This is a genomic window from Streptomyces sp. NBC_00252, assembly GCF_036187565.1.
GTDB lineage: Bacteria > Actinomycetota > Actinomycetes > Streptomycetales > Streptomycetaceae > Streptomyces.
In genome coordinates this window covers 6,033,577-6,056,553 of the sequence record NZ_CP108087.1, presented here as the reverse complement: position 1 = coordinate 6,056,553, position 22,977 = coordinate 6,033,577, and the positions used below count along the sequence as shown (strand labels likewise).

The window sequence follows — 22,977 nt, the reverse complement described above, 5'->3', positions numbered from 1 at the left end:
GGCCCGCCCAATGAGGTCTCCTCGCTACATCCGCCGACTCTCCAACGGCCCCAGATACAGCGCCGGCAGACCCCCCGTGTCGATCACGAGCCGCTGCAGCACCACCGTCGGATCCACCATCCAGAACTTCAACCGGTGGACCCCGGCCTTCGTCACGGAGTGTTTCGTCGCCGTCGCGTTGACGTTGTCGGAGGTGTTGCGGGCCCACACGTCGTTCAACAGCCCGTCATCTGCGCCGATGTTGATGTCGACGGTCTGGATCGGACCGTCGTCGAGGGAGACGCCGTAGCGCAGCCCGCCCGTCGGCAACGCAGGGTTACGAGGGGACAGGTACGCCCACACCGTCACCTCGCCCCCGGAAACACCGGAAACACCGGAAGCCCCGGAAGCCCCGGAAGCCCCGGAAGTCAGGGACGCCCTGGAAGCCAGGGACGCCCCGGAAACACCTGCTTCCCCAGCCGCCCCGGCCCCCGCCGTCAGCAGACTCACCTCGTACTCCAGCCGAGGCGCCCCCACCCCACCCGGCGTCTGCCGGGGCAGCGTCACGGGCCACGGTGTCATCCCCGCCCCGGTCCGCCCGATGCCCTCGACACGGCGCCACCCGCCGACCGCCCGGTCGTAGTGCTCCCCGTCGATCGCCACGTACCCGCCCGCCTCGACGAACCCCCGCAGCCCCCGCGCCTCCCGTCCCGACGGCCGCTCGGCGACGCACCCGACCGTCACCGATCCCCCGGCGCCGGTCACCGTCAGCTCCCCCTCGGCCCGGCCGACTGGCACCTTCGCCCAGTCCACCCGCACCTCGACCCGTACCTGCCGCCCGACCCGCCCGCGCGGCCGGTCCACCACCAACCACGGCGCCGACACGTCGATCCGGTAATCGAAGGCCGTACGACCCCGGTTGAACACCTCGACGAACTGCTGCGGCCGCGTCTGATACGGGCTGAAGGCCGGGAGTACGGCCGCACCCGTCCCGCCGGGCCACGCCGCCTCCGCACCGTCCACCGCCACCCCCAACCCCGCCGCCCCCGGCACCGCGATCCGCCGCACCGCAGGGAACAGCACATCCGGCAGCGCCACGTTGTCCTTCTCCGGCTGCTGCCACCCGGCGTTGGGCCCGTACCGCTCCACATCCCCGTAGTCGATGTGCGGCTGGGTCTGGAAACCCCGCCATTTGCCGTTCGCCACCGCCGAGTTGAAGCGGTCGGCGAGCGCGAAGTCCGTCTTCAGGCCCGTCTCCGCTGCCTCCGCGAGGTCGTTGGTCGCGGCCCGGCCCTGGGCCGCGTACAGCAGGTTCGTGAACTCGGCCGCGCGCAGCCCGTAGAGGTTGGCGGTGGCCTGGACCTCGTAGCCGACGAGTTCGAACCACGCGTCCCGTACCCGGGCCGGCAGCCGTCGGCCGATCCGTTCGGCCCGGCGGCCCAGCTCTCGCCACTCCTCGGTGACCCGCTCCAACTCCCGGTGTCCGAAGGCGAAGGGGGTCTGCTGGTCGTCGTAGACCACGCGGCCGTCGACGAGGGTGATGCGGCGGTTCAGCAGCTCCGGTTTGCGGCGCGCTTGCAGCTGTCCGTACGTCGACAGGACCGAGGCGATCTCCTCGGCCTGGCCCGCGCCGAAGTTCTGCCGTGCGTACCGGAGTTCCCAGGCCGGGAGGTCGTCGGCGTCCCAAGCAGCCGGGTTCCAGGCGTAGTCGAGGAAGAACTCGGTCGGCAGTTCGTTGCCCTTCAGGTCGCCGACGTTGGCCACCCACAGCCCGTGGTTCCCGTAGGCGTGTGCCGCGTGCAGCTGCTCCCACACGTTCCGCAGGTTCGCCGTGTCCACCCACTTGTAGTTCCGCCCGGCGCCCACGTAGTCGAAGTGGTAGTACAGGCCGAAGCCGCCGGCCCGGTCGCCGTCCCCTGCATCCGGATGCTTACGGATGTTCCCCCAGTTGTCGTCCGTGAGGACCACCGTGACGTCGTCCGGCGCCCTCAACCCCCGGTCCCAGTACCGCTGCACCTCCTTGTACAGCGTCCACACCTGCGGGGTCTCCGCCGCCGGCCGGCCCGTCACCTCCTCGATGATCTGCCGTTGCGCCGCGATGATCTCCCGCATCAGCTCGATGCCGTCGCCGTCGGGGAGGCTGGTGTCACCGTTCCCGCGCATGCCGAGCGTGACGACACCCTCGAAGCCCTGGTCGACCATCCGCTGGATTCCGGCCCGCCAATAGGCGCGTATCGCCGGGGAGTTGAGGCGGTACGACCACTCCCCCGTCCCGCCGTACGGATCGTGGCCCGGGGTCACGATCGCGCCGGAGGAGTCCCGGACGGCGGCCACGGCGTGCCGGTTCCACTCCTCGATGCCCCGCATCATGGGCGCCTCGTGCGACGTGCCCATGACAATCCCGTACTCCGAGGCCCGCCGGTGGTTCTCCGGGTCGTCCTCCGCGAACGCCCGGCCCCACACCGCCGGCCAGAGGTAGTTCCCCTTCAGCCGCAGCAGCGCCTCGAAGATCTTGCCGTAGAAGTCCGCGGTGAAGCCGCCCGGATACCCCGGCGCCTTGCCGGGACCGAAGTACTCCGGCGCCCAGGTCCCCAGCGCCGGGTTCTCGTCGTTGATGAAGAAGCCGCGGTACTTCACCGCCGGCGTCCCCTGCGAGTACCGCCCCGGCCGCACCCACACCTCGTCGCGGTGCGTCGGCGGCACGTCGTCCCACCAGTGCCAGGGCGAGACCCCGATGCCGTACGAGACGTCGTAGGCACCGAAGATCGTGCCGCGCGGATCGCTCCCCGCGATGACGAACGCCCGCTCCACCCCCGGCAGCGGCCGTTCGACCACCGTCTGCAGCGAGGTCTCCCAGCGGCCCCGCACCCCGGACACGTCCAGTTTCCCGGTGGCGACCAGGCCGTCGATCAGCGCGCTGCGCCCGATCGTGCCGACCAGCACCACGTCACGCTCCCGCGCGAGCACGCCGCCGGGGCGTACGCCGGTGACGCGTTCGATGTCGGCCCTCAGGTCCGCTGCGACCCGTACGACTCCGGGGTGATCGTCGGGGTCCACCACGACCGGGGCCCCGACCAGGGGGAAGGCGCCCGCAGTACGCGAGAAGGAGAGGTACGGGCCCGCCTCCAGGGGCCTCGACGCCGGCGAAATCGCCCCGGACGACAGCACCGGTACCGCGGCAACTCCCGCCCCCAGAACGGCTCTTCGACTGACGGACGCAGCCATGGCACACCCCTCCACACCTCATTTGGTCAGCGGCATGACAAATGGTGGGGCGGGTGGAGGGAGGGGACAACGGGTCGTACCCGACGAATAGTTTCGTAACAGCAAAGAGGCCCGTACGACCGAAGTCGTACGGGCCTCTTCGAGACCTACCGATCAGAGACCGGTCGGATCAGCCAAGACTACTTGTTGATCTTGGTGACCTGGCCGGCGCCCACCGTGCGACCACCCTCACGGATGGCGAACTTCAGGCCCTCTTCCATGGCGACGGGCTGGATGAGCGAAACCGTCATCTCAGTGTTGTCGCCCGGCATGACCATCTCGGTGCCCTCGGGGAGGGTCACGACGCCGGTCACGTCCGTGGTGCGGAAGTAGAACTGGGGACGGTAGTTGTTGAAGAACGGCGTGTGACGGCCACCCTCGTCCTTGGACAGGATGTACGCCTGGGCCTCGAACTCCGTGTGCGGGGTGACCGAGCCGGGCTTGATGATGACCTGGCCGCGCTCGACGTCCTCGCGCTTGATGCCACGGAGGAGCAGGCCGACGTTCTCGCCAGCCTGGCCCTCGTCGAGCAGCTTGCGGAACATCTCGATGCCGGTGACCGTGGTGGTGGTCTTCTCCTGCTTGATGCCGATGATGTCAACGGTCTCGTTGACCTTCAGGACACCACGCTCGATACGGCCGGTGACGACCGTACCGCGACCGGTGATCGTGAAGACGTCCTCGACGGGCATGAGGAACGGCTTGTCGACGTCACGCTCGGGGGTCGGGATCGACTCGTCGACGGCGGCCATCAGGTCGAGGACCGTCTGGCCCCACTCCTTGTCGCCCTCGAGAGCCTTGAGCGCCGAGACCTTGACGACCGGAAGGTCGTCGCCCGGGAACTCGTACTCGGAGAGGAGCTCACGGACCTCGAGCTCGACGAGCTCCAGGATCTCCTCGTCGTCCACCATGTCGGCCTTGTTCAGGGCGACGACGATGTACGGAACGCCGACCTGGCGGGCCAGGAGCACGTGCTCCTTGGTCTGCGGCATCGGGCCGTCGGTGGCGGCGACAACGAGGATCGCGCCGTCCATCTGCGCGGCACCCGTGATCATGTTCTTGATGTAGTCCGCGTGACCGGGGCAGTCGACGTGGGCGTAGTGACGCGTCTCGGTCTGGTACTCGACGTGCGCGATCGAGATCGTGATACCGCGCTGGCGCTCCTCAGGAGCCTTGTCGATCTGGTCGAAGGCCGAGGCCTCGTTCAGGTCCGGGTACGCGTCGTGCAGCACCTTGGTAATGGCGGCCGTGAGGGTCGTCTTACCGTGGTCGATGTGACCGATGGTGCCGATGTTGACGTGCGGCTTAGTCCGCTCGAACTTCGCCTTCGCCACTGGGTCCTCCTGTGGAGTGGTTCTGGTACGCCTTACTCATCGGCGCCAGGTGATCTTTGCTGGGATGCCGCCCGCCGGGGTTCTGGTCCCGGGTTCCGGGGACGATCTCTCGTCCCGCTGCCGGTCTTCGGACCCCGGCGGTCGGTGTCAAGCCTAAAGCGTGCAAACGGTGTGTGTTACTCGCCCTTGGCCTTCGCGATGATCTCCTCGGCGACGTTCCGGGGAACCTCGGCGTAGGAGTCGAACTGCATCGAGTAGCTTGCGCGACCCGAGGTCTTGCTGCGGAGGTCGCCGACGTAGCCGAACATCTCCGAGAGGGGCACGAGGCCCTTCACGACGCGTGCACCGGCACGCTCCTCCATGGCCTGGATCTGGCCACGGCGGGAGTTGATGTCGCCGATGACGTCACCCATGTAGTCCTCGGGCGTGGTGACCTCGACGGCCATCATCGGCTCAAGGAGCACGGGAGAAGCCTTGCGCGCGGCCTCCTTGAAGGCCTGCGAACCGGCGATCTTGAACGCGAGCTCGGAGGAGTCGACCTCGTGGTAGGCACCGTCGAGCAGCGTGATGCGGACACCCGTCATCTCGTACCCGGCGAGGATGCCGAACTGCATGGCCTCCTGCGCACCGGCGTCCACCGACGGGATGTACTCCCGCGGGATACGGCCACCGGTGACCTTGTTCACGAACTCGTACGCCGGACCGTCGGCCTCGGTGATGGGCTCGATCGCGATCTGCACCTTGGCGAACTGACCGGTACCACCGGTCTGCTTCTTGTGGGTGTAGTCCACGCGCTCGACGGCCTTGCGGATCGTCTCACGGTATGCGACCTGCGGCTTACCGACGTTGGCCTCGACCTTGAACTCACGGCGCATACGGTCGACCAGCACCTCGAGGTGCAGCTCGCCCATACCGCCGATGATGGTCTGGCCGGTCTCCTCGTCCGAGTGGACCTGGAAGGAGGGGTCCTCCTCCGCGAGACGCTGGATGGCTACACCCAGCTTCTCCTGGTCACCCTTGGACTTGGGCTCGATGGCGACCTGAATGACCGGCGCCGGGAAGTCCATGGACTCCAGGATGACCGGGTTCTTGTCGTCGGACAGCGTCTCACCGGTGGTGGTCTGCTTCAGGCCCATGACGGCGACGATGTCGCCGGCGCCCACCGACTCGATCTCCTCACGCTTGTTCGCGTGCATGCGGTAGATCTTGCCGATGCGCTCCTTCTTGCCCTTGACCGAGTTCAGCACAGCCGAACCCGCCTCGAGGCGGCCCGAGTAGACCCGGACGAAGGTGAGCTTGCCCAGGTGCGGGTCGCTCATGATCTTGAACGCGAGCGCGGACAGCGGCTCGTCCACGGACGGCTTGCGCTTGACGACGACCTCGGGGTCCTTGACGTCGTGGCCCTCGATGGCCTCGACGTCCAGGGGGGTCGGCAGGTAGCGCACGACCGCGTCGAGCAGGGGCTGGACGCCCTTGTTCTTGAACGCGGTGCCACAGAACACCGGGGTGACCGTGACGCCCTTGGACTTGCCGGACGCGATGGTGACGCGACGGATCGCGGCGTACAGCTGCTCCTCGGTGGGCTCGACGCCCTCCAGGAACAGCTCCATGATCTCGTCGTCGTTCTCGGCGACGGCCTCGACCAGCTTGCCGCGGTACTCCTCGGCGGCCTCGGCGTGCGTGGCCGGGATGTCGACGACGTCGTACATCTCGCCCTTCGCCGCCTCGGCGGACCACACGAGCGCCTTCATGCGGACCAGGTCCACAACGCCCTTGAAGTCCATCTCGGCACCGATCGGCAGCTGCATGATCAGCGGAACCGCACCGAGGCGGTCCTTGATCATGTCGACGCAGCGGTGGAACTCCGCGCCGGTCCGGTCGAGCTTGTTCACGAAGCAGATGCGCGGCACGCCGTAACGGTCGGCCTGACGCCACACCGTCTCGGACTGCGGCTCAACGCCCGCGACACCGTCGAACACCGTGACGGCACCGTCGAGGACGCGCAGCGAACGCTCCACCTCGACGGTGAAGTCGACGTGCCCCGGGGTGTCGATGATGTTGATGGTGTAGTCGTCGTCCTCGAGCGGCCAGTGACAGGTGGTGGCAGCAGAGGTGATCGTGATGCCACGCTCCTGCTCCTGCTCCATCCAGTCCATGGTGGCAGCGCCGTCGTGGACTTCACCGATCTTGTAGCTGACGCCGGTGTAGAAGAGGATCCGCTCAGTGGTGGTCGTCTTGCCCGCGTCGATGTGGGCCATGATCCCGATGTTGCGGACCTTGGCCAGGTCAAGTGAAGTGGTAGCCATAAGGCTTCAGTCTTCTCTCGGTCTCGATGGGGTCTGCGACTACCAGCGGTAGTGCGCGAAGGCCTTGTTGGACTCGGCCATCTTGTGGGTGTCCTCGCGCTTCTTGACGGCCGCACCGAGGCCGTTCGAAGCGTCGAGAAGCTCGTTGAGCAGACGCTCGGTCATGGTCTTCTCGCGACGGGCGCGGGAGTAACCGACCAGCCAGCGCAGCGCGAGCGTGTTGGCGCGACCGGGCTTGACCTCGATCGGGACCTGGTACGTCGCACCGCCGACTCGGCGGGACTTGACCTCAAGCGTGGGCTTGATGTTCTCCAGCGCGCGCTTCAGCGTGATGACCGGGTCGTTGCTGGTCTTCTCGCGCAGGCCCTCCATGGCGCCGTACACGATGCGCTCGGCGGTGGAGCGCTTGCCGTTCAGCAGCACCTTGTTGATCAGGGAGGTGACAAGAGGAGAACCGTAGACCGGGTCGATGATGACCGGGCGCTTCGGGGCGGGGCCCTTACGAGGCATTTTCTACTTCTCCTTCTTGGCGCCGTAGCGGCTGCGGGCCTGCTTGCGGTTCTTCACACCCTGGGTGTCAAGCGAACCGCGGATGATCTTGTAGCGAACACCGGGCAGGTCCTTCACACGGCCGCCGCGCACGAGCACGATGGAGTGCTCCTGCAGGTTGTGTCCCTCACCCGGAATGTAAGCGGTGACCTCGATCCCGCTGGTCAGACGCACACGCGCGACCTTACGCAGGGCCGAGTTCGGCTTCTTCGGGGTGGTCGTGAACACACGCGTGCAGACGCCACGACGCTGAGGGGAACCCTCGAGTGCGGGCGTCTTGTTCTTCTCGACCTTGTCCTGCCGGCCCTTCCGGACCAGCTGCTGGATCGTAGGCACTACTTCTCCGGTTTCTGTGTGCCGATGGTGAAGCTAACCTGGAACGTCGCCGACCCACGCGGTCGGGTGTGTCGAATCCCGCAGACTTTCGCCGGTGAGCAAAAGGGGCGCAGATTGCGGTGGCCAGTGTCGGCTCCCTTAGTGCGGTTCAAGGCACGCACGAGAGCCAGGGCACACCCCAGGCACAAGGTCTGAGCGTACCTACCTCATTCGCTGCGGTCAAAACAAATGGGTGGCACCCACGGCTCGGCACGGGACATGCCGAAGCCGGACCCCCTCAGCGATCTTCGATTCTACGGCGCCCGCCCCTCACGGGGAGCTGGCGGTGGCCACGATCAGGAGCAGCAGCATCAGGGTCCAGCCGGTGAGCGCGAGCCAGCCGAAGACCAGTCCGGTCAGCGCGAATCCGTCGCCGCCCTCGTCGGTCCTGCGTATCTCCGCGCGGGCGGTGTGGCCGAGGATCACCGCGGGGATGCCGGTGAGGCCCATCGTCGGCACGGTGAGCAGCCCGCAGACCAGGGAGCCGACCGCCTTGCCGTTGGTCGGCTGGACCGGGGGCGGCAGGAACGTCGGCGGCACCGGGCGGAACCCGGCCTGCGGCCCCTGGAAGACGGGCACCGCCAGCGGACCCTGGGGCAGATCGGCGACCAGGAGCATCAACTCGCCCACGGTCCGGGAGTCGTAGGCCCGCGCGACCCGCTTCTCCAGCTCGTCCTCACGCAGCCGCCCCTCGGCGAAACCGGCCCGGAGCACGTCCACCGTCCGCTCCCGGTCGGCGGTCGCGGCCAGCATCGACGCCCCGCTCTGCCCCTGCCAGGGCTGCGGCGACCCCTGCCCCTGTCCCTGCCACGGTGTCGGGTACGACACAGAGCACCTCCCCCGGCGCCGGAGACCGAATGCCTTCATCATGCTCCAACGCACAGAAAACGGCACCGGTTCCCTCCGGGGGTATATAGGGGGCCGCCCCCGGTTTCCCTATAGAGCGGAGCGGGGGCGGCGGTAGGGGGAGCGGGGGTCGGTAAGGGGAGCGGGCGGTAGAGGGAGCGAGGGCGGCGGTAAGGGGGCGGGGGTCGGTAAGGGGAGCGGGGGGCGGTAAGCGGAGGGGGCGGTAGAGGGAGCGAGGGCGGCGTTAGGGGGAGCGGGGGGCAGAGGGAGCGGGAGCGGCGGTAAGAGGGGGCCGGGGGCCGTAAGGGCGGGGTCGGCCGTCAGGGCGCGGCGGCGGCCGGCCTTGAGCGGGTACGCCGAGGGCCGTCGGCGGCGCGTTCTGTTTCTACGGCGAACACGCCCGCCGACGCCGGAACAGCCGGGCCCGCCCTGACTGACCCCCCGGAGTCAGGCACCCGAGCCCGACCGGCTTGCGAGTGCTGGCGGCCGCGCACCCGGCCTCACCGGCCGGGGTCAGGTGCCCGAGCTGGATCGGCTTGCGGGTGGCGACGGGAGCAACCCCGGGGGCCCCTGAAAGGCCCGGCGACAGCCGTCCCTCACCGGGTGCGTCGGATGCCGCCGGCCGCGCGCTCCGCGGCGAACACGTCCTCCAGGCGGAACAGTTGGGCCCGGCCCGCCTTCGCGGCCGGGGTCAGGTGTCCGAGTTGGACCCACTTGCGGATGGTGGCGGGGGCGACTCCCGCCTCCTGTGCGGCGAGCGGGCCGGGGATCAGTGTCGGCATCGCGCTCCTGGTGGACGTCGTCATCGGTTCCATTCCCCCTCGTCCCAGGTGTGCCGGTAGGCCGGGTCGTCGTGGCAGCCGCAGTCCGGCTCCGGGCAGCGGCAGGCCGGGTTCACGCAGAGCACCGCGCCCCGGTCGGGGAAGGCCCGTAGCGAGACGGAGTCGCACCAGGGGCAGCGGCCCGACACCCGTACGACGGTCTCGGTGTCCCCCAGCGCCCGCGCGCAGCGCCGCGCCATCCGCCGCGTCTCGTCCCGCACATGCGCCGCGAGTACGGCGTCGGCGGCCACCGCGTCGAGCAGCCCGGCGATCCGCCGCAGCCGCTCGGGCACGGGCACCCGCCGCGCCCGGGGAAGCCCGAGCCGCTCGCGCACGGCCTCCTCCAGTTCTACGACGCCGTCGGTGATGTCCCGGATCGTGTCGGAGATGTGCAGGCGCAGCGGGGCCGCGCTGTGGCCGGGGGCGACGAGTCCGTGCCGTTGTTCCTGGAGGAGGGCCTCGGCGCGCTCCTCGCGGAGCCGGTCGGCGAGGTCGGGCGGGGGCGGGGCGGGGGCTCGGTGGGTGGGGGCGGCGCGGCCGGGGGCGAGTTCGACGGTGAGTTCGGGGAACTGCTGGAGCAGCATGCCGATCCAGAGGGCGGCGTGCGTGGTCGGGTCCGCCGCGGCGGACGCCGGACTCCGGTCAGGCAAGGGAGCCTCCCCGCGCAGCCGGCGCCGCCGACATGATCGGGAGGAGGTGCGCGGGGATCTCGACCGGGCGCCCGGAGCGGTAGAGCCGGCCGCCGCAGACGCCGTCGAACCAGTTGTCGGCCGGGGCGACGATCCGTTCGCACTTCCGCCGTACCGGGCAGCGGGCGCAGGCCCGCAGCACGGGGGCGGCCTCCTTGATCTTCTTCGAGAAGACGGCCCTGGGCGAGAACCCGGCGCAGGCGGCGGCGCTCTGCCAGCCGGCGGGTTCGTCGTAGGGGCGCGGTGGCGGGCAGGAGTCGGTGGACATGGGGCCTCCCTGTCGGACGGGTGTGGCACAGGCGTTTGGCACGTGCCATCCGGTCGTCCAGGTTTACAGATTGCGCGCGCGCCCGCAACGTAAACTCTGGTCACTCACCTCACAGCCGTGACGACAATCCGTCACGAAACCGGCCCCCACACCCCCATCTCCACCGAACCTCCGCCTAATTGGACGGATTTTCCTCAGTGGTTGCACGCGAGCACGTAATTCCGTGCGCGCAAGCAAGCTAAACTCGCTGCCATCCAAAGGAAGCGAGCACACAGATGACCAGCCAGGATCTGGACGCGTTCGCCGCGTGGGTCGAGGACCTGATGCGCGACCGCGGCTACGACATCGACAGCCCGCGCGGCGGCGGCAAGTCCCGGATAGCGGACGAGGCGGGCGTCCACCGGGCCGCCGTCACCCGCCTGCTGCAGCGCCAGAGCATGCCGGACCTCGAGACCACCCGCAGGCTCGCCCGCGTGCTGGGCGTGCCGGTCCGCGACATGCTCATCCGCTCCGGCCGGCTCACCGCGGAGGAACTCGCCGATCCGCACGACTACTTGGCCTCCCCCGCGCCCAGTGCCGAGTTCGGCCGCCGCCCCACGCTGGAGGAGGTCGCCGACCTGCTGGGGGTGCCTGCCGACCGGCGGGAGATGTTCGTGCGGGTGGTCGAGCAGTTCCTGCCGAACGAGGCGCCGGGGGCGGAGCACGCGGATCACGAGGGCGCCCGCATGCTGGTGACCGACTGACCGGCCGACGCCCGGTTTCCGCGTCGGCGGTCCCTGTTTCGCGGTAGAGGGAACTGGTCCCTCCCTCCCCGCGCCCCAAGCTTCTCCCCCACCCCCACCCCCGCCCCGCCCAGCACTCCCCCTCGGCTCCCGAGCCCCTCCCCCACCCCAGGTCTCCGCTTCCCCACCGGCCCTCGTTTTTAGTTGCGTGCGCGCACGCTCGTCTGTCACAGTTGGTGCAGCGGCGGAGCTGCGCCCGCAGGTCGGCTGCTCAGTGCCTCGTCGCGTCCCGCACGCTCTCCCGAAGCTGCCCCGAGGTGACCCGGCATGACCACACCCACTCCACCGAGCGCCTTCCCGGACGTCGAGGCGATGATCGTCGACATCCTGAAGGACGACCCCCGGCTCTCCGGCGCCATCGTCGCCGTACAGGCGCCGACCGGCTTCGACGGCACGGCCGCGTCCGTGTTCGTCAACCGGCGCGGCGGCGCCTGGGTCGGCGAGCGCCATGTCGACCAGCCGCTGATCGAGCTGGAGGTGTACGGCCCGACCAAGCAGGCCGCGCACGTCCTGGCCAACGACGCCCGGCAGGCCGTACTCGCGATGGCGAACAACAAGTACGGCACGAACCTCGTCACCGAGGTCGAGGAGCAGGACGGCCCCCGCTGGCTGCCCGACTACCTCTACTCCGCGGCCAACCGCTACGTCACGGTGATGAAGGTGTACGTGGACGTCTACTGATCCCCTCCCCTGATCCCCCGGACGCTCCACGCCCCACAGACCGAAGGCCCCGCCACCCCCCGGCGGGGCCTTCTTCGTACCCGGACCTCCCGAGTACGACCGCTCCACATCTCAACTCACCCGGAAAACAAGGAGATTCACCATGGCAGGAACCAACTCCTCCGAGATCCGCATCGCCGGTGTCGGCCGCCTCTACGTCGCCCCGGCCGACACGGCCGTACCGTCGACGTTCTCCGCCGACGGCGCGACCGACTGGTCGACCTGGAAGAACCTCGGGTTCACCTCCGGCGACGGCGTCACCTTCAGCAAGAAGGACAAGCTGGAGCCGGTCGACGTGTGGCAGGCCGTCAGCCCGGTGCACTTCGTGTACTCGGACCGCGACCTGACCCTGAAGTTCTCGCTGATGCAGTTCAACGAGGAAACGCTGCCGTTCTTCATGGGCGGCGGCGGGGTCGACGCGGTGACCGGTTCGACCGGCGTCTACCAGTACGACATCGCCGACCGCCCGTTCGCCGATGTCCGCGCCCTCGGGCTGGAGTTCACGGATGTGCGGGCGAGCGACGGCTCGACCGTGACGTACCGCTTCGGCATCCCGCGCGGCCAGGTCACCGCGTCGGACGACATCAAGCTGGCCCGCAAGTCGGCGGCGCAGCTCGGCATCACGTTCAGCGCGATGTCCGCGGCCGACGGTTCGCCGCTGGCCAGCTTCGTGATGAAGGACGCCGCGTACGCCGCGTCCTGACCCACCGGGGTGGGACGGGCAGCCTCGCCCGTCCCACCCCGGCTCCCCCAACTCGCTTATTCCTGAACCCAGTTAGGAGCCCTCATCACCATGACCCGTTTCGACGTCAACGCGGCCCGCGCCCAGCGGCTCGAAGCCCTCGGCCGTACCTGGTCGTTCGAACTCGACACCGAGAGCTACACCCTGCCCACCGAGCTGACCCGGGCCACCGCCAAGGCGCTGCGCAAGCTCGACGACAACGACGTGGACGGGCTGCTCCGACTCCTGCTGGGCGAGAAGCAGTTCACCCGCTTCGAGCAGCACGAGGTCACGATGCAGGACATCGCCGCCATCCTGGAGGCCTACGGCAAGGAGACCGGGCTCGGCCTGGGGGAAGGCTGAGCCTCGTCGGGTTCGTCGACGAACACGCCGAGGCCCTCGAGGCGGACCTGCTCCGCTACTACGGCATCGATCTGCTCGACTGGCACCGTGACCGGCTCTCCGCGCGCCGACTCACCGTGCTCATACGGCAGTTGCCGCATGACAGCGCCCTCAACCGGGAGCTGCACGGCGAGGCAGCCGACTGGTCGGTGACCGACCATCTGCTGGCCGCCGCCGTGGACCATCTCGCCGCCGCCAACTGGATGTTCGCCTCCGTCAACTCGGAGGAGGGCGACCATCCAGACCCCCCGGCACCGGTACCACGCCCGTCGTACGACGACGGCACGGAGACCGGGGGCGGGGAGGCGCCGGACGAAAGCGAGCCGGAGAAGACGGCAGCGGCGGCGGACGCGACGCCGTCGACGGTCCAACTGGCCCGCTTCTTCGGCTGATCGGAGCGGCGGCGCCCTCGCCGAGGGTGCCCGCCGCCTCCCGTCACCCGGCCGGGTCCTCCACGGGCCCCGGCTCCTCGTCCCGCCGCCGTCCGGGGGCCCGCCCCTCCAACTCATCAGCGAGGGCACGGGCCTTGGCGGAGAGGAGGGGACGCTTCTCGCTCCGGTCGCCGGCGGAGGAGGGGGACGGGGACGCGTCGGACGACTCCGTCGCTCTACGTCCCTTGTCGCGTCCGGCACCGGCGTTGAGCGGGGGCACGCTGGGCCGCCCGTTGCGCCGTACGACCGGACGCCGTTCGGTGGGTGCGGGCCGCTTCTCGCGGACGTCACGGGCGGAGACGAGGATGTCGGCCTCGGTCTCCGCCGGGGACTCGTCCTCCGTCACCACCTCCGGAACGGGCAGGGGCGCCCCGTCCGCGAGGGACCGCTCCCGTTCCCCGCGCTCCTCTACTCGCGTCAACTCGGAGGGCGGCCGCAGCAGTTGGACATAGGGAAGCTGAATGACCTCACCACCGCTGCCGCTCCCGTACTCACGTGGTGCGCGGCGCGGGCGGCGCCCGGTGCGGGCGTCCTCCTGCCCCTGGAGGTAGGCGGCGGTGATGCGCTGCTCGTACGCCCGCCGGACAGCGGGGAGTTGCTCGTCGACCACATCGGCCCAACCCGCGCTGTAGGCGGCCAGTTCCCGCCGGTCGAGTTCGGCGCGGGGAAGGATGACGAGGTCGTCGGGGGCGTAGCCGAGCCGTAGGACGAGTTCGGACAGTCGGGCGATGAGGTGAGGGAGATCGGGGGCTTGTTCGAGCCAGTCGATCACATGCGTCTGCCGCGCGTTGCTCGCGTTCCCATCCACCCCGTAGGCCTTGCTCTCGTCCCTGCCCCACCGCGCCCCCCAGCGCGAGGACGGCCGCCCTGTCGCCGCCCACCGTCGTACACAGGCCCCCAAATGCCGCACCGGGCCTGGTCATTCACCTTTCATTCACCGACGGGAGAACGGCCGGATCCTACTTCACCGAGCCGGCACAACTGCCACCGCACCCCGTATCACCGCAGGTCCGGAGCGCCGAGCGGGCGACGGGGTTCGGCAAACACGAAACGCCACCATGAGATTACTCGTACACTAGTTCGAACAGACGCTTCGAACGCCTCAGGAGCGCCACCTGTACCACCAGCCCAGCGGACAGACCGGAAAGCAGGCCGACATGGCGACTGGCACGAGCAACTCCCCGCACCAGCCGATCGACACCTACGCCCACCTCGCCCACCTCCTGCGCTCCCCCGCGCCGAACCGCGAGGCCCTGCTCGACCGGCTGTACGAGGAGTTGCTCACGCGCGAGTCACGGGCGTACGCGGCGGGTTGGACGGACGCGCTGACCGAGGCGGGACGGGGGCGGGGCGGCCGGCCGTGAGCACCGGTCACCGCCTCACACGGTGAATGTGCACCAGACCTGCTTCTCGTCGAACCCGGTGCGATGCCATCCCCACCGCCGCGCCAACGCCTCGACGAGCCGCAGCCCCCGTCCGCCCTCGTCCAACAGGTCCGCGCACGCGGGCAGTTCGGGCGCCAGCGCAGGCGCGTGGTCGGTCACCATCACCCGCAGAAACGGCGGAGCGAACTCCCGCCCGGTCCCGAGTGCCAGCTCCAACCCGGCGAGCCCACCGCCGTGCCGTACGGCATTGGTGCACAGCTCCCCCACCGCGAGCTCGACGGAGCCGGCCAACTCGCCCAGTTTCCAGTGCTCCTGGAGCCAGACGCGGGTGCGGTGCCGGGCCTCGGCGACGGGGCGGAGGGGGTCGAGGGCGGAGGTGTCCCAACCGACGCGGGTGGGGGTGGTGTCGAAGGGAGGGTGGTCCATCGTTCACCTCGCGGGGAGTCGATGAGTGGGGTGCGCCTCACCGTAGCGGCGATTTACAACAGGTGAGACCAAATTGGCTCCAACAGGTTGAGTTTTGTTGTTCGATGGACTGGCCCGACGCCGCTGGGCACACTGTGCGCGAGCGAGGAGAGGACGACATGGCACCGAGGCAGACCCCGACAGTCCGGCAACGCCGTTTCGGCGCCGAGCTACGACGGTTGCGGGAGGCCACCGGCATGTCCGCGCCGCGAGCCGCCGAACTCCTCGGCACGGACCGCACCACGATCTCCAACACGGAAGCGGGCCGGTTCGGCATCAGCGAGCAGCGCCTGCGACGCCTGGCAGCGATCTACGAGTGCGACGACCCGACGCTGATCGACGCGCTGGCCTCGATGACGGGCGGCCGCAGCGGCGGCTGGTGGGACGAGTACCGGGGCAAGGTGCCGCCGGACTTCCTGGACCTGGCCGAACTGGAGCACCACGCGGCGTCGCTACGCACGCTTCAGACTGCCCATCTGCCAGGCATGTTCCAGGTCGAGGATCACGCACGTGCCCTCTTCGACCTGTTCATCCCGGCGCTGCCGCGCCTCGAAGTGGAACTGCGCATCGCCCAACGCCTCGCCCGCCACGCGGTGATCACCAAGGAGCCCTCGGTGCCCTACCAGGGCGTGATTCACGAGACCGCGCTCCGCATGCAGGTGGGCGGCCGGCAGGTGGCCCGCGCCCAGCTCAACCATCTGCTCTCGGAGAGCGAGCGAGACAACGTCACCCTCCTCGTGATCCCGTTCAGCGCGGGCGGGTTCCCCATGGCAGGCGACTCCGTGCTCTACGTGGCGGCCGACAGTCCCCACCTGGACACGGTCCAGGTGGACTCACCCACCGGAGCCGTCTTCTTCGACGCTCCCGCCCAACTGGCCAACTTCCGGCGCCGTATGGACGCGGTCGAACAAGTAGCGTTGAATCGCAGCCAGTCGAGGGACGCCATCCTCGACATCATCAAAGAGCTGTAAGAGGAAGAGCCGCCGTGCCCGAGTTGAAGTGGACCAAGTCCTCGTACTCCGAGGCCTCCGCCAACAACTGCGTCGAGATAGCAACCACCGGCCCCCTCATCGCGCTCCGCGACTCGAAACAGCCGGAACTGCCGTGGGCCACGGTGAGCCGAAGGGCGTGGGCGGAGTTCGCGGGGGCCGTGGGGTCAGGGCTGCTGCGTACGGAGGCGTAGCTCGGCGCTGAACGCCCGCCGCTCATCTCCAGGCTCGCTTCCGCCCCGTCCGCCTCAGCCGAGGGGAGTCCGGCTGCGCCAGCGTCGGACCGCCCGCCTGACCTTCCTGGAGACGGACCAACGCGTCACGGCGGGCCAGCCGTTGACCTTGACGATGACGAAGTTCTCCGGGTCCCCGGGCTCTCGGCCCAGGGTGTCCACCACCCCTAGCCGCGCCGACCGCTCCACCGATGCCTCGGCTCCGATGAAGACCCAGAACACCGGATAGCGTGCCGCGCGCTTCATCGTCGCCATGAACTCCGCGCCGTCCTCCGGCTCCTCCGTCAGCACGACGAACACGACGGTGTGGTCCCGCAGATTCGCCGACGCATCGAGGACAGATTCCAGCGTCGGACTAAGCCGGAACGGCTGACCGCTGCGGATTTTCCCGCTCTCCTTCAAGCGCTGCAAGCCATTGTCGCGCTTCACACCGCGTAGCCGCGCGGTCGGCGAACCGCGGTCGAGCCAGTCGTCGACCCAGGCGTCGAGCCCCGCCGGCTCCGGAAGGGGAATCCTGATCGGTCTGCCGGCGCAGAACCAGATGCCTGCCGCCAGTCCGCCGAACTCGGACTCGGCCAGCGGCACGGCAAACCGAACGCTCTCCAACACCACATTGGGGACGAATCCGCCCTGGATATCCACGACTACCGCAGCGTCCACATCTTCCCCTTTTTAAGCCACGTTCTCGGCCACTCCGCAGATGATCGCATCGCGCATTACCGGGATTCAAGCCCTTCAGGAGAAGAAGAGTTAAACACAGAAGAGAGGCACACACATGTCAGGTCCCTCGGGCGGTAGCGCCGAACACTCCCTGGACTGGGGCAAGGACGTCCCTTCCCTGAGCAACGTCCTCCAGGCCTATTTCCGAAAAGACGAAGCCAAGACGCTCACCATGAAGGTGACGGCGATCAATCACTCGCTTGACTACGTGAAAATCGGTCTCGCTGCGGTGGCCACGGGACTCACTCTCGTCAAGGTCGACTTCACTCTCTTCAAAGTGGACGAGAAAGGGATCAGCTGGCTGGGAAACTCCCTCTACGCCTTTCCCTGGACCAAGCCCGACAACGACTGGTGGCGCAGGGTCATGCCCGACAAGATCGTCAGGAAACTGGAGACAGAGGACCAGGAAAAGAAGAACAAGGAACAGGAACAGAAGCAGGAGATGATGCGGAGGCTGGCGCAGGAGAAGCAACAGATACGCAACTGGGCGAAGGGGACCTTCTATAAAGCCGCTCAGGGCCAGGACCTGCACAGCGATGTCCGATTGGCCCAGCGGACAGCCGACGAAGCAAAAAGCGGCGTGGACGACCTTCGCAGCAGGCTGCGAGCGGCCGGAAGCGCCGGAAAACCGCAGGCACCAAAACCCAGGGACAGTACGGCTAAAAATCTCGTCGCATTGACGGGCTCCGTCAACACGCTGAGCCAGGCCTTGGCGGGCATCTAAAAGCAATGGACTGGGCCAGTTCATATGCACCTCGACCGCGAAAGGACCAGAGAACAGATGTCCCTCGTTCAGGCACTCAGCAGATCATCGACCGGACTCAAGAACTTCCAGACCCAGGCGGGCACGGCCGGTACCGCCGTCAAAGGCGTCGGTGACAAGGCGAAGTCCGGTGAAGGTCAGCTCAAGCAGTTCAAGACCGCCGCCCAGGGCTCCGGAAAGGAGCTGAAAGACCTCAAGACCGCCTCCGACCGGGCCGAGGTGTCCCTCGCCAAGGCCGGCAAGACGGGCTCGAGCGCCGGTGTCAATCTCGGCAAGTACGAATCCGGTGCGGGCAAAGCGGCCACCGGCCAGGACAAGATGAACAAGTCGATGAAGGGCAACTTCTTCGGCATGCTCATGAGCCTGCTCCAGCCACTCATCTCAAAGGTCATCGACATGGTGACCAACTCCAAGACCATGCAGAAGGTCCTGAAGCAGGCCTTCGAGGTCATCAAGGCCGTGATCAGCAGCGTCATGAAGGCCATCGAGCCGATCATGAAGAACGCCGGCAAGCTGATCAAGTCGGTGTGGAGCGGGATCAAGACGGCGATCACGAACATCGTGAAGGCCGTCGCCACGGTGATCAAGACCTACGTCAACGTATGGAAGTCGATCATCACCGGCGTCCTGAAGGCGATCGGTACGGTCGTCTCCGGCGTCTGGAAGGGCATCAAGGCCGTCATCTCGCCGGTCGTCAGCTGGGTCAAGTCGGCGATCCCGGACGCCTTCCGGGCCGTGAAGGACCGGCTGTCCAGCATCTGGGGCGGGCTCAAGGGCATCGCCGGCCAGGCATTCAACGGCATCAAGGGCGCGGTCCGTGACCCGATCAACGCCGTCATCGGGCTCATCAACCGCGCGATCGGCGCCCTCAACGGCATCCACGTCTCCATCCCCGGCTGGGTCCCGATGGTCGGCGGCAAGACCTTCGGCGTCAGCCTGCCGAGGATCCCCGCGCTGGCCTCCGGCGGTGTCGTGATGCCCCGTTCCGGCGGTGTCCCGGCGCTCCTGGCCGAGGCCGGTGAGGCGGAGGCCGTCCTGCCGCTCAGCAAGCTCGACCGGCTGCTCAAGGCCGCGGCCTCGCGCGGGCAGGCGTACGCCGGGATGTCCGGCGCGGACGGCAGCGCGCTGCACATCGAGAACTACTACGCCGCCCAGACCAGCACCCCGCAGAGCACCGCCGACGCGCTGATGTTCCTGGCGAAGGCGCGCGGATGAGCAGCGCGGCCGCGCCGCTCGGCAATCCCCTCGCCGGTGCCGTCCCCGCCCTGCGTTCCTTCCGGACCAGGGTCGACCAGGCCCAGTCCGGAGTACGGTCCTTCGCCCAGCGCGTCACCGGCGCCGCCGCCGACCTCGACCGCGTCGCCGCACCCGCGGCCCAGGGCGCCACCGCCGTACAGCAGATCAAGACGAACGCGGACACCGCGGCCCGTTCCGTCACCAGGACCGGGCAGACCTCGACCACCGCGGCCTCCGGCATCAAGTCGACCGCCACCAGGATCAGTTCGGCCAAGAAGGCCCTCGGCAGGCTCAGCACCGGCCTGGGCGGTGTCTTCGCCGTCGTCGGGACTCTCATCGCCGCGTCCGGTGTCCTGGGCGGTCTCCTCGACACCTTCGGTACGGCCATGACCATCGGCTCCGGCGTGATGATCATCATCAACGCCGTCACCCGAGCCAACCCCCTCGGCTTCGTCGCCGGCATCCTGCTCCCCCTGGCCGGCTGGCTGCTGGACATCGCGCTGAACTCCGAGACCGGCCAGCGGCTGATGGACCAACTGGCCACGCTGATCCTGAAGTACGTCCAGAGCTACCTCACGATCCTCGGCCCGGTGCTGAAGCTGATCGCGAGCGCGGTGAACACGTACGTCACCGGCTACCTCACCCTGATTGCCACCACCCTCTCCGTCCTCGGCACGGTCATCGGCACCGGCTTCGCCGTCCTCAAGGCGCTGACCACCGGTGACACCCGCGCCCTGAGCGGCAAGGTGTCCGCGATCTGGAGCGGCCTCAAGAACGCCGTCAAGCCGGTCCTGAACTGGATCACCAAGGACATCCCGGCCGGCTTCACCCGGATCAAGAACGCCACCGCCAACACCCTGCGTGCGATGGGCCGGTTCGTCACCACCGGTGCCCAGACCGTCGCCGGGGTCGTGAAGGGTCCGATCGAGGGCCTGGTCGCCTTCGCGAACTGGGTGATCGACGGCCTGAACAAGCTCAGCTTCAGCATCCTCGGCAAGAAGTTCGGCGTGCACCTCAGCAAGATCCCGATGCTCGCGGAGGGCGGCATCGCCATCCCCGGCGCCCGCACCGGCAAGGTCCTCTCCCTCACGGCCCTGGACCGCCAACGCGCCCTCGCCGCCCGCACCCGCTCCCCCCGGCACGCCCAACCCATCCACCACATAAGCGAGTTCCACGAAACCCACGGCACCGGCGCCCACGGCACAGCCACCGACCTCCTCTTCCTGACCAAGGCCCACGCAGGCGCCCGCGCATAGCCCACAACCATGCAGCCCCGCCCCAGCCACACCCCCCAGGGGCGCGGGGCCGTATCCATCTGCGGCCCCGCCGCGCGGGCGTGACCACATCCCAGCGCAACCTCTCAACCCCGCCCCAGCCACACCCCCTAGGGGCGCGGGGAACTGCGCGACCAGCCACAACGCGCCTGCAGCCGACGAACAACCCCCGGCGAAGCCATCACGCCCCCCGTCTCTCCTTACCCCACCCACCCCAGCGAGGTGACGCCCCATGGCCGATCTCACGACCACCCCCTCCGCCACAACAACCGACGACATCCCCCCCGGCACCCTCATCACCCGAGACGGCCAACTCCAGTGGGCGGGCCTGCTGCTCGGCCCCGGTACGCCGTACGAGATCGGCAGTGACGGACTCACCGGGTGGGAGGACCTGCCGGACTACGACACGACAGACGCCGATCACCCCACCGCACACGGCGCCTGGCCCGGCGCGCGCTACGCCAAACCCCGCAAGGTCGGCGGCTCGGTATGGACCGTGCCCCCGAGCGACGACACCGCGTCCTCGCTCACCGCGATGCGCGCCCTCCGCCAGGCCCTGCTGCTCGGCGACTCCGAACGCTGGCTCGCGGTACGGCTGCACGGCGAGACCCTGGCCATCCGCGCCCGGGTGAGCCAGCGCGTACTGGCCGCCGACCGGACGTACACGACACAGGGCGTCTCCAAGTCGTCCGTGCAGTGGTACGCCACCGACCCGCGCCGCTACACCGTCGACGAGCAGACGGCCGTCACCGGCGCCCCGCAGCCGGAGAGCGGCCTCACCTGGCCGCTGACCTGGCCGCTGTACTGGGGCCAGGCGTCGTCCACGGGAGACGTCGGCGCCGACAACTCCGGTTCGGCGCCCACGCATCCGATCCTCACGTTCACCGGCCCCTGCACCAACCCGACCGTCACCGACCGCACTTCGGGCCGGCGGCTGCGCTACGAGATCGGACTCGCCGCCGGCGACGAACTCGTCGTGGACACGGCGGCCGGCACGGTCACCCTCAACTCCACCGCCTCCCGGCGTCACACCGCGGCGGCGGACAGCAGCCCCGAGGAGCTCTTCGCCTTCGAACCGGGCCGCGCCGAGCTGGCGTTCCGCCCCGACACCTACGACACGGGCGCGCAGCTCTCGGTGCGCTGGCGCTCGGCGGAGTGGTGATCGCATGACGGTCAGAGCGGCCTGGCTCACGCCGGGCGACCAGACCCGTGAGGACACCCGCCTCACCCTCTCCGGCCTGCTCACCATCAACGCGAGCACGGCCGACAACGTCCCCCTGAAGGCACGCGGCGGCATTGTCCCCGGCGGTTTCGCGCTCACCGGCGCCACCGGGACGATGACGTTCACGATCGGCACCGGCCGCGCCTTCGTCCAGAGCGCCCGCATCCTCCAGGGCACCTACCCGGTCGCGGTGACCGACCCCGAGACCCTGACCGTGCCGGACGGCGACGCCCAGTACGGCCGCATCGACCTGGTCGAACTCGCCGTACTGGACGACGACTACGACGGCACGGGCTCAACCACCGCGCTGGTACGGCTGGTTCAGGGCACCCCGGCGGCCATCCCGGTCGCCCCCGCCACCCCGAACGGCAACGCCATCCCCCTCTACCGGATAGCGGTCCCGGCCGGCGCCTCGGCGGGGAACGGCGGCCTGTCGTGGACCACGGCGGTCACCAACCTCCGTTACTCCACGGCCGCGTTGGGCGGGATCGTCCCGGCGTCGGGCTTCGACGGCGCCTATCCCGGGCAGTACCGCGACACCCCGGGCACGTTCCAGCGGTGGGACGGCTCGGCCTGGGTGTCGTACCCGAAGGCGGTGGGCGGTATCGCCCCCGTCGGGGCGCTGACGACGGGCAGTTACGCCGGCCAGTACCAGGAGAACGCGGCCGGTCTCCTCCAGCGCTGGGACGGCTCCAACTGGCAGTACGCGGAGGGCCGTTCGAAGATCCTGCTGAGCGTGGAGCAGACCACCGGCCAGTCCGTCACCTCCGGCCCCTGGACGCAGATCACCCTCCAGACGACGGACGTCGACGACGCCACCGGCTGGTCGGGGTCCAACACCTACACCGTGCCGAGGGCGGGCTGGTGGCGGGTGGGCTGCACCCTCACCTGGTTCAACGAGTCGGCGACCGGCTCACGCGGCGCACGCATCTACCAGAACGGCGCCGGAGTCCCCCGCGCCACCTGGCTGATCGGAGCCGGCCCGGGCGCGACCAGCGTCACCGGCACGGCCCTCCTGAAGTGCGCGGCGGGCGACAAGCTCGCGCTCTACGGCCTCCAGAACTCCGGCACCACCCTCACCACCCTCGGCGGCTCGGGCTACGCCACCAACTTCACCGCGGAGTGGCTCCGCACCTGAACCACCGCGCGCCCAGGGCCAGTTGACCCGCCGGGGAGCGATCGGGACGGCCCGCGCACCCGCAG

At 69.1% G+C, this 22,977-nt stretch carries 25 protein-coding genes; 13 read left to right on the top strand and 12 right to left on the bottom strand.

Features of this window, described 5'->3' with window-relative positions; genetic code table 11:
• Positions 1 to 24 precede the first annotated feature (24 nt).
• The 9 genes from OHT77_RS26775 to OHT77_RS26735 form a co-directional block, all read right to left on the bottom strand.
• Complete coding sequence (locus OHT77_RS26775; protein WP_328830999.1) at positions 25 to 3,204, bottom strand: glycosyl hydrolase 115 family protein; 3,180 nt, start codon at positions 3,202 to 3,204, stop codon at positions 25 to 27.
• A gap of 179 nt (positions 3,205 to 3,383) precedes the next feature.
• On the bottom strand, positions 3,384 to 4,577 hold the full coding sequence (gene tuf / locus OHT77_RS26770; protein WP_019072299.1) for an elongation factor Tu: 1,194 nt from the start codon (positions 4,575 to 4,577) through the stop codon (positions 3,384 to 3,386).
• A gap of 176 nt (positions 4,578 to 4,753) precedes the next feature.
• The gene (fusA, locus tag OHT77_RS26765; protein WP_328830998.1) at positions 4,754 to 6,883 is read right to left on the bottom strand and encodes an elongation factor G; all 2,130 of its coding nucleotides are present in this window, start codon (positions 6,881 to 6,883) and stop codon (positions 4,754 to 4,756) included.
• A 39-nt stretch (positions 6,884 to 6,922) separates the two neighbouring features.
• Positions 6,923 to 7,393: a 30S ribosomal protein S7 gene (gene rpsG, locus OHT77_RS26760; protein WP_005481264.1), complete on the bottom strand. Its 471-nt coding sequence runs from the start codon at positions 7,391 to 7,393 to the stop codon at positions 6,923 to 6,925.
• A 3-nt stretch (positions 7,394 to 7,396) separates the two neighbouring features.
• Positions 7,397 to 7,768, bottom strand: coding sequence for a 30S ribosomal protein S12 (gene rpsL, locus OHT77_RS26755; protein WP_003948652.1), 372 nt, complete (start codon positions 7,766 to 7,768; stop codon positions 7,397 to 7,399).
• Between the two features lie 309 nt (positions 7,769 to 8,077).
• Positions 8,078 to 8,635, bottom strand: a complete 558-nt coding sequence (locus OHT77_RS26750; protein WP_328830997.1) for a DUF1707 and DUF4190 domain-containing protein — start codon at positions 8,633 to 8,635, stop codon at positions 8,078 to 8,080.
• A 614-nt stretch (positions 8,636 to 9,249) separates the two neighbouring features.
• Positions 9,250 to 9,435: a hypothetical protein gene (locus OHT77_RS26745; protein WP_328830996.1), complete on the bottom strand. Its 186-nt coding sequence runs from the start codon at positions 9,433 to 9,435 to the stop codon at positions 9,250 to 9,252.
• 20 nt (positions 9,436 to 9,455) lie between these two features.
• Positions 9,456 to 10,124 (bottom strand): hypothetical protein, encoded by a 669-nt coding sequence (locus OHT77_RS26740; RefSeq protein ID WP_443048130.1) that lies wholly within the window; start codon positions 10,122 to 10,124, stop codon positions 9,456 to 9,458.
• Positions 10,117 to 10,431: a WhiB family transcriptional regulator gene (locus OHT77_RS26735; protein WP_328830995.1), complete on the bottom strand. Its 315-nt coding sequence runs from the start codon at positions 10,429 to 10,431 to the stop codon at positions 10,117 to 10,119. Before OHT77_RS26735 ends, OHT77_RS26740 begins: the two co-directional genes overlap by 8 nt.
• Before the next feature lie 275 nt (positions 10,432 to 10,706).
• Between OHT77_RS26735 and OHT77_RS26730 the strand changes: the two genes are divergently transcribed.
• The 5 genes from OHT77_RS26730 to OHT77_RS26710 all read left to right on the top strand — a co-directional run bounded on the left by OHT77_RS26730 (position 10,707) and on the right by OHT77_RS26710 (position 13,448).
• Positions 10,707 to 11,174, top strand: a complete 468-nt coding sequence (locus OHT77_RS26730) for a helix-turn-helix domain-containing protein (protein ID WP_328830993.1) — start codon at positions 10,707 to 10,709, stop codon at positions 11,172 to 11,174.
• 306 nt (positions 11,175 to 11,480) lie between these two features.
• Positions 11,481 to 11,894: a hypothetical protein gene (locus OHT77_RS26725; protein ID WP_328830992.1), complete on the top strand. Its 414-nt coding sequence runs from the start codon at positions 11,481 to 11,483 to the stop codon at positions 11,892 to 11,894.
• A 142-nt stretch (positions 11,895 to 12,036) separates the two neighbouring features.
• Positions 12,037 to 12,636, top strand: a complete 600-nt coding sequence (locus OHT77_RS26720) for a phage tail tube protein (protein ID WP_266769379.1) — start codon at positions 12,037 to 12,039, stop codon at positions 12,634 to 12,636.
• A gap of 90 nt (positions 12,637 to 12,726) precedes the next feature.
• Positions 12,727 to 13,017 carry a hypothetical protein gene (locus tag OHT77_RS26715; RefSeq protein ID WP_266769381.1) on the top strand — a complete coding sequence of 97 codons (291 nt, stop codon included), beginning with the start codon at positions 12,727 to 12,729 and terminating at the stop codon, positions 13,015 to 13,017.
• A 65-nt stretch (positions 13,018 to 13,082) separates the two neighbouring features.
• The gene (locus tag OHT77_RS26710) at positions 13,083 to 13,448 is read left to right on the top strand and encodes a hypothetical protein (RefSeq protein ID WP_328834347.1); all 366 of its coding nucleotides are present in this window, start codon (positions 13,083 to 13,085) and stop codon (positions 13,446 to 13,448) included.
• Positions 13,449 to 13,491: 43 nt separating this feature from the next.
• On the opposite strand, the gene OHT77_RS26705 is transcribed toward OHT77_RS26710, so the two are convergent.
• Complete coding sequence (locus OHT77_RS26705) at positions 13,492 to 14,295, bottom strand: hypothetical protein (RefSeq protein ID WP_328830991.1); 804 nt, start codon at positions 14,293 to 14,295, stop codon at positions 13,492 to 13,494.
• 349 nt (positions 14,296 to 14,644) lie between these two features.
• Between OHT77_RS26705 and OHT77_RS26700 the strand changes: the two genes are divergently transcribed.
• The gene (locus OHT77_RS26700; RefSeq protein WP_266769384.1) at positions 14,645 to 14,851 is read left to right on the top strand and encodes a hypothetical protein; all 207 of its coding nucleotides are present in this window, start codon (positions 14,645 to 14,647) and stop codon (positions 14,849 to 14,851) included.
• A 15-nt stretch (positions 14,852 to 14,866) separates the two neighbouring features.
• On the opposite strand, the gene OHT77_RS26695 is transcribed toward OHT77_RS26700, so the two are convergent.
• Entirely contained in the window at positions 14,867 to 15,298 is a 432-nt protein-coding gene (locus OHT77_RS26695; protein ID WP_328830990.1) for an ATP-binding protein, read from the bottom strand.
• Positions 15,299 to 15,456: 158 nt separating this feature from the next.
• Here OHT77_RS26695 and OHT77_RS26690 point away from each other — a divergent pair, with 158 nt between their 5' ends.
• Positions 15,457 to 16,308, top strand: a complete 852-nt coding sequence (locus OHT77_RS26690; RefSeq protein WP_328830989.1) for a helix-turn-helix domain-containing protein — start codon at positions 15,457 to 15,459, stop codon at positions 16,306 to 16,308.
• A 14-nt stretch (positions 16,309 to 16,322) separates the two neighbouring features.
• Positions 16,323 to 16,520: a DUF397 domain-containing protein gene (locus tag OHT77_RS26685; protein WP_328830988.1), complete on the top strand. Its 198-nt coding sequence runs from the start codon at positions 16,323 to 16,325 to the stop codon at positions 16,518 to 16,520.
• A gap of 54 nt (positions 16,521 to 16,574) precedes the next feature.
• Here OHT77_RS26685 and OHT77_RS26680 read toward each other — a convergent pair whose 3' ends face one another.
• Complete coding sequence (locus tag OHT77_RS26680; protein WP_328830987.1) at positions 16,575 to 17,219, bottom strand: hypothetical protein; 645 nt, start codon at positions 17,217 to 17,219, stop codon at positions 16,575 to 16,577.
• A gap of 115 nt (positions 17,220 to 17,334) precedes the next feature.
• On the opposite strand from OHT77_RS26680, the gene OHT77_RS26675 reads away from it, so the two are divergent.
• From OHT77_RS26675 to OHT77_RS26655, 5 genes are all read left to right on the top strand, one after another.
• The gene (locus OHT77_RS26675; RefSeq protein WP_328830986.1) at positions 17,335 to 18,003 is read left to right on the top strand and encodes a hypothetical protein; all 669 of its coding nucleotides are present in this window, start codon (positions 17,335 to 17,337) and stop codon (positions 18,001 to 18,003) included.
• 57 nt (positions 18,004 to 18,060) lie between these two features.
• On the top strand, positions 18,061 to 19,257 hold the full coding sequence (locus tag OHT77_RS26670; RefSeq protein WP_328830985.1) for a phage tail protein: 1,197 nt from the start codon (positions 18,061 to 18,063) through the stop codon (positions 19,255 to 19,257).
• On the top strand, positions 19,254 to 20,534 hold the full coding sequence (locus tag OHT77_RS26665; RefSeq protein WP_328830984.1) for a tape-measure protein: 1,281 nt from the start codon (positions 19,254 to 19,256) through the stop codon (positions 20,532 to 20,534). The genes OHT77_RS26670 and OHT77_RS26665 overlap by 4 nt, the downstream gene beginning before the upstream one ends.
• Before the next feature lie 250 nt (positions 20,535 to 20,784).
• Positions 20,785 to 21,714: a phage distal tail protein gene (locus OHT77_RS26660; RefSeq protein ID WP_328830983.1), complete on the top strand. Its 930-nt coding sequence runs from the start codon at positions 20,785 to 20,787 to the stop codon at positions 21,712 to 21,714.
• Between the two features lie 4 nt (positions 21,715 to 21,718).
• Positions 21,719 to 22,912: a hypothetical protein gene (locus OHT77_RS26655; RefSeq protein ID WP_328830981.1), complete on the top strand. Its 1,194-nt coding sequence runs from the start codon at positions 21,719 to 21,721 to the stop codon at positions 22,910 to 22,912.
• The last annotated feature ends 65 nt before the right edge of the window (positions 22,913 to 22,977 follow it).

Coding starts and splice junctions, on each gene's coding strand:
- OHT77_RS26735 (WP_328830995.1), bottom strand. CDS start 10,431: ATGTCCACCGACTCCTGCCCGCCACCGCGCCCCTACGACGAACCCGCC.
- OHT77_RS26660 (WP_328830983.1), top strand. CDS start 20,785: ATGGCCGATCTCACGACCACCCCCTCCGCCACAACAACCGACGACATC.
- OHT77_RS26775 (WP_328830999.1), bottom strand. CDS start 3,204: ATGGCTGCGTCCGTCAGTCGAAGAGCCGTTCTGGGGGCGGGAGTTGCC.
- OHT77_RS26720 (WP_266769379.1), top strand. CDS start 12,037: ATGGCAGGAACCAACTCCTCCGAGATCCGCATCGCCGGTGTCGGCCGC.
- OHT77_RS26700 (WP_266769384.1), top strand. CDS start 14,645: ATGGCGACTGGCACGAGCAACTCCCCGCACCAGCCGATCGACACCTAC.
- OHT77_RS26745 (WP_328830996.1), bottom strand. CDS start 9,435: ATGCCGACACTGATCCCCGGCCCGCTCGCCGCACAGGAGGCGGGAGTC.
- OHT77_RS26715 (WP_266769381.1), top strand. CDS start 12,727: ATGACCCGTTTCGACGTCAACGCGGCCCGCGCCCAGCGGCTCGAAGCC.
- OHT77_RS26730 (WP_328830993.1), top strand. CDS start 10,707: ATGACCAGCCAGGATCTGGACGCGTTCGCCGCGTGGGTCGAGGACCTG.
- OHT77_RS26690 (WP_328830989.1), top strand. CDS start 15,457: ATGGCACCGAGGCAGACCCCGACAGTCCGGCAACGCCGTTTCGGCGCC.
- OHT77_RS26675 (WP_328830986.1), top strand. CDS start 17,335: ATGTCAGGTCCCTCGGGCGGTAGCGCCGAACACTCCCTGGACTGGGGC.
- fusA (WP_328830998.1), bottom strand. CDS start 6,883: ATGGCTACCACTTCACTTGACCTGGCCAAGGTCCGCAACATCGGGATC.
- OHT77_RS26725 (WP_328830992.1), top strand. CDS start 11,481: ATGACCACACCCACTCCACCGAGCGCCTTCCCGGACGTCGAGGCGATG.
- OHT77_RS26670 (WP_328830985.1), top strand. CDS start 18,061: ATGTCCCTCGTTCAGGCACTCAGCAGATCATCGACCGGACTCAAGAAC.
- OHT77_RS26665 (WP_328830984.1), top strand. CDS start 19,254: ATGAGCAGCGCGGCCGCGCCGCTCGGCAATCCCCTCGCCGGTGCCGTC.
- OHT77_RS26655 (WP_328830981.1), top strand. CDS start 21,719: ATGACGGTCAGAGCGGCCTGGCTCACGCCGGGCGACCAGACCCGTGAG.
- OHT77_RS26695 (WP_328830990.1), bottom strand. CDS start 15,298: ATGGACCACCCTCCCTTCGACACCACCCCCACCCGCGTCGGTTGGGAC.
- rpsG (WP_005481264.1), bottom strand. CDS start 7,393: ATGCCTCGTAAGGGCCCCGCCCCGAAGCGCCCGGTCATCATCGACCCG.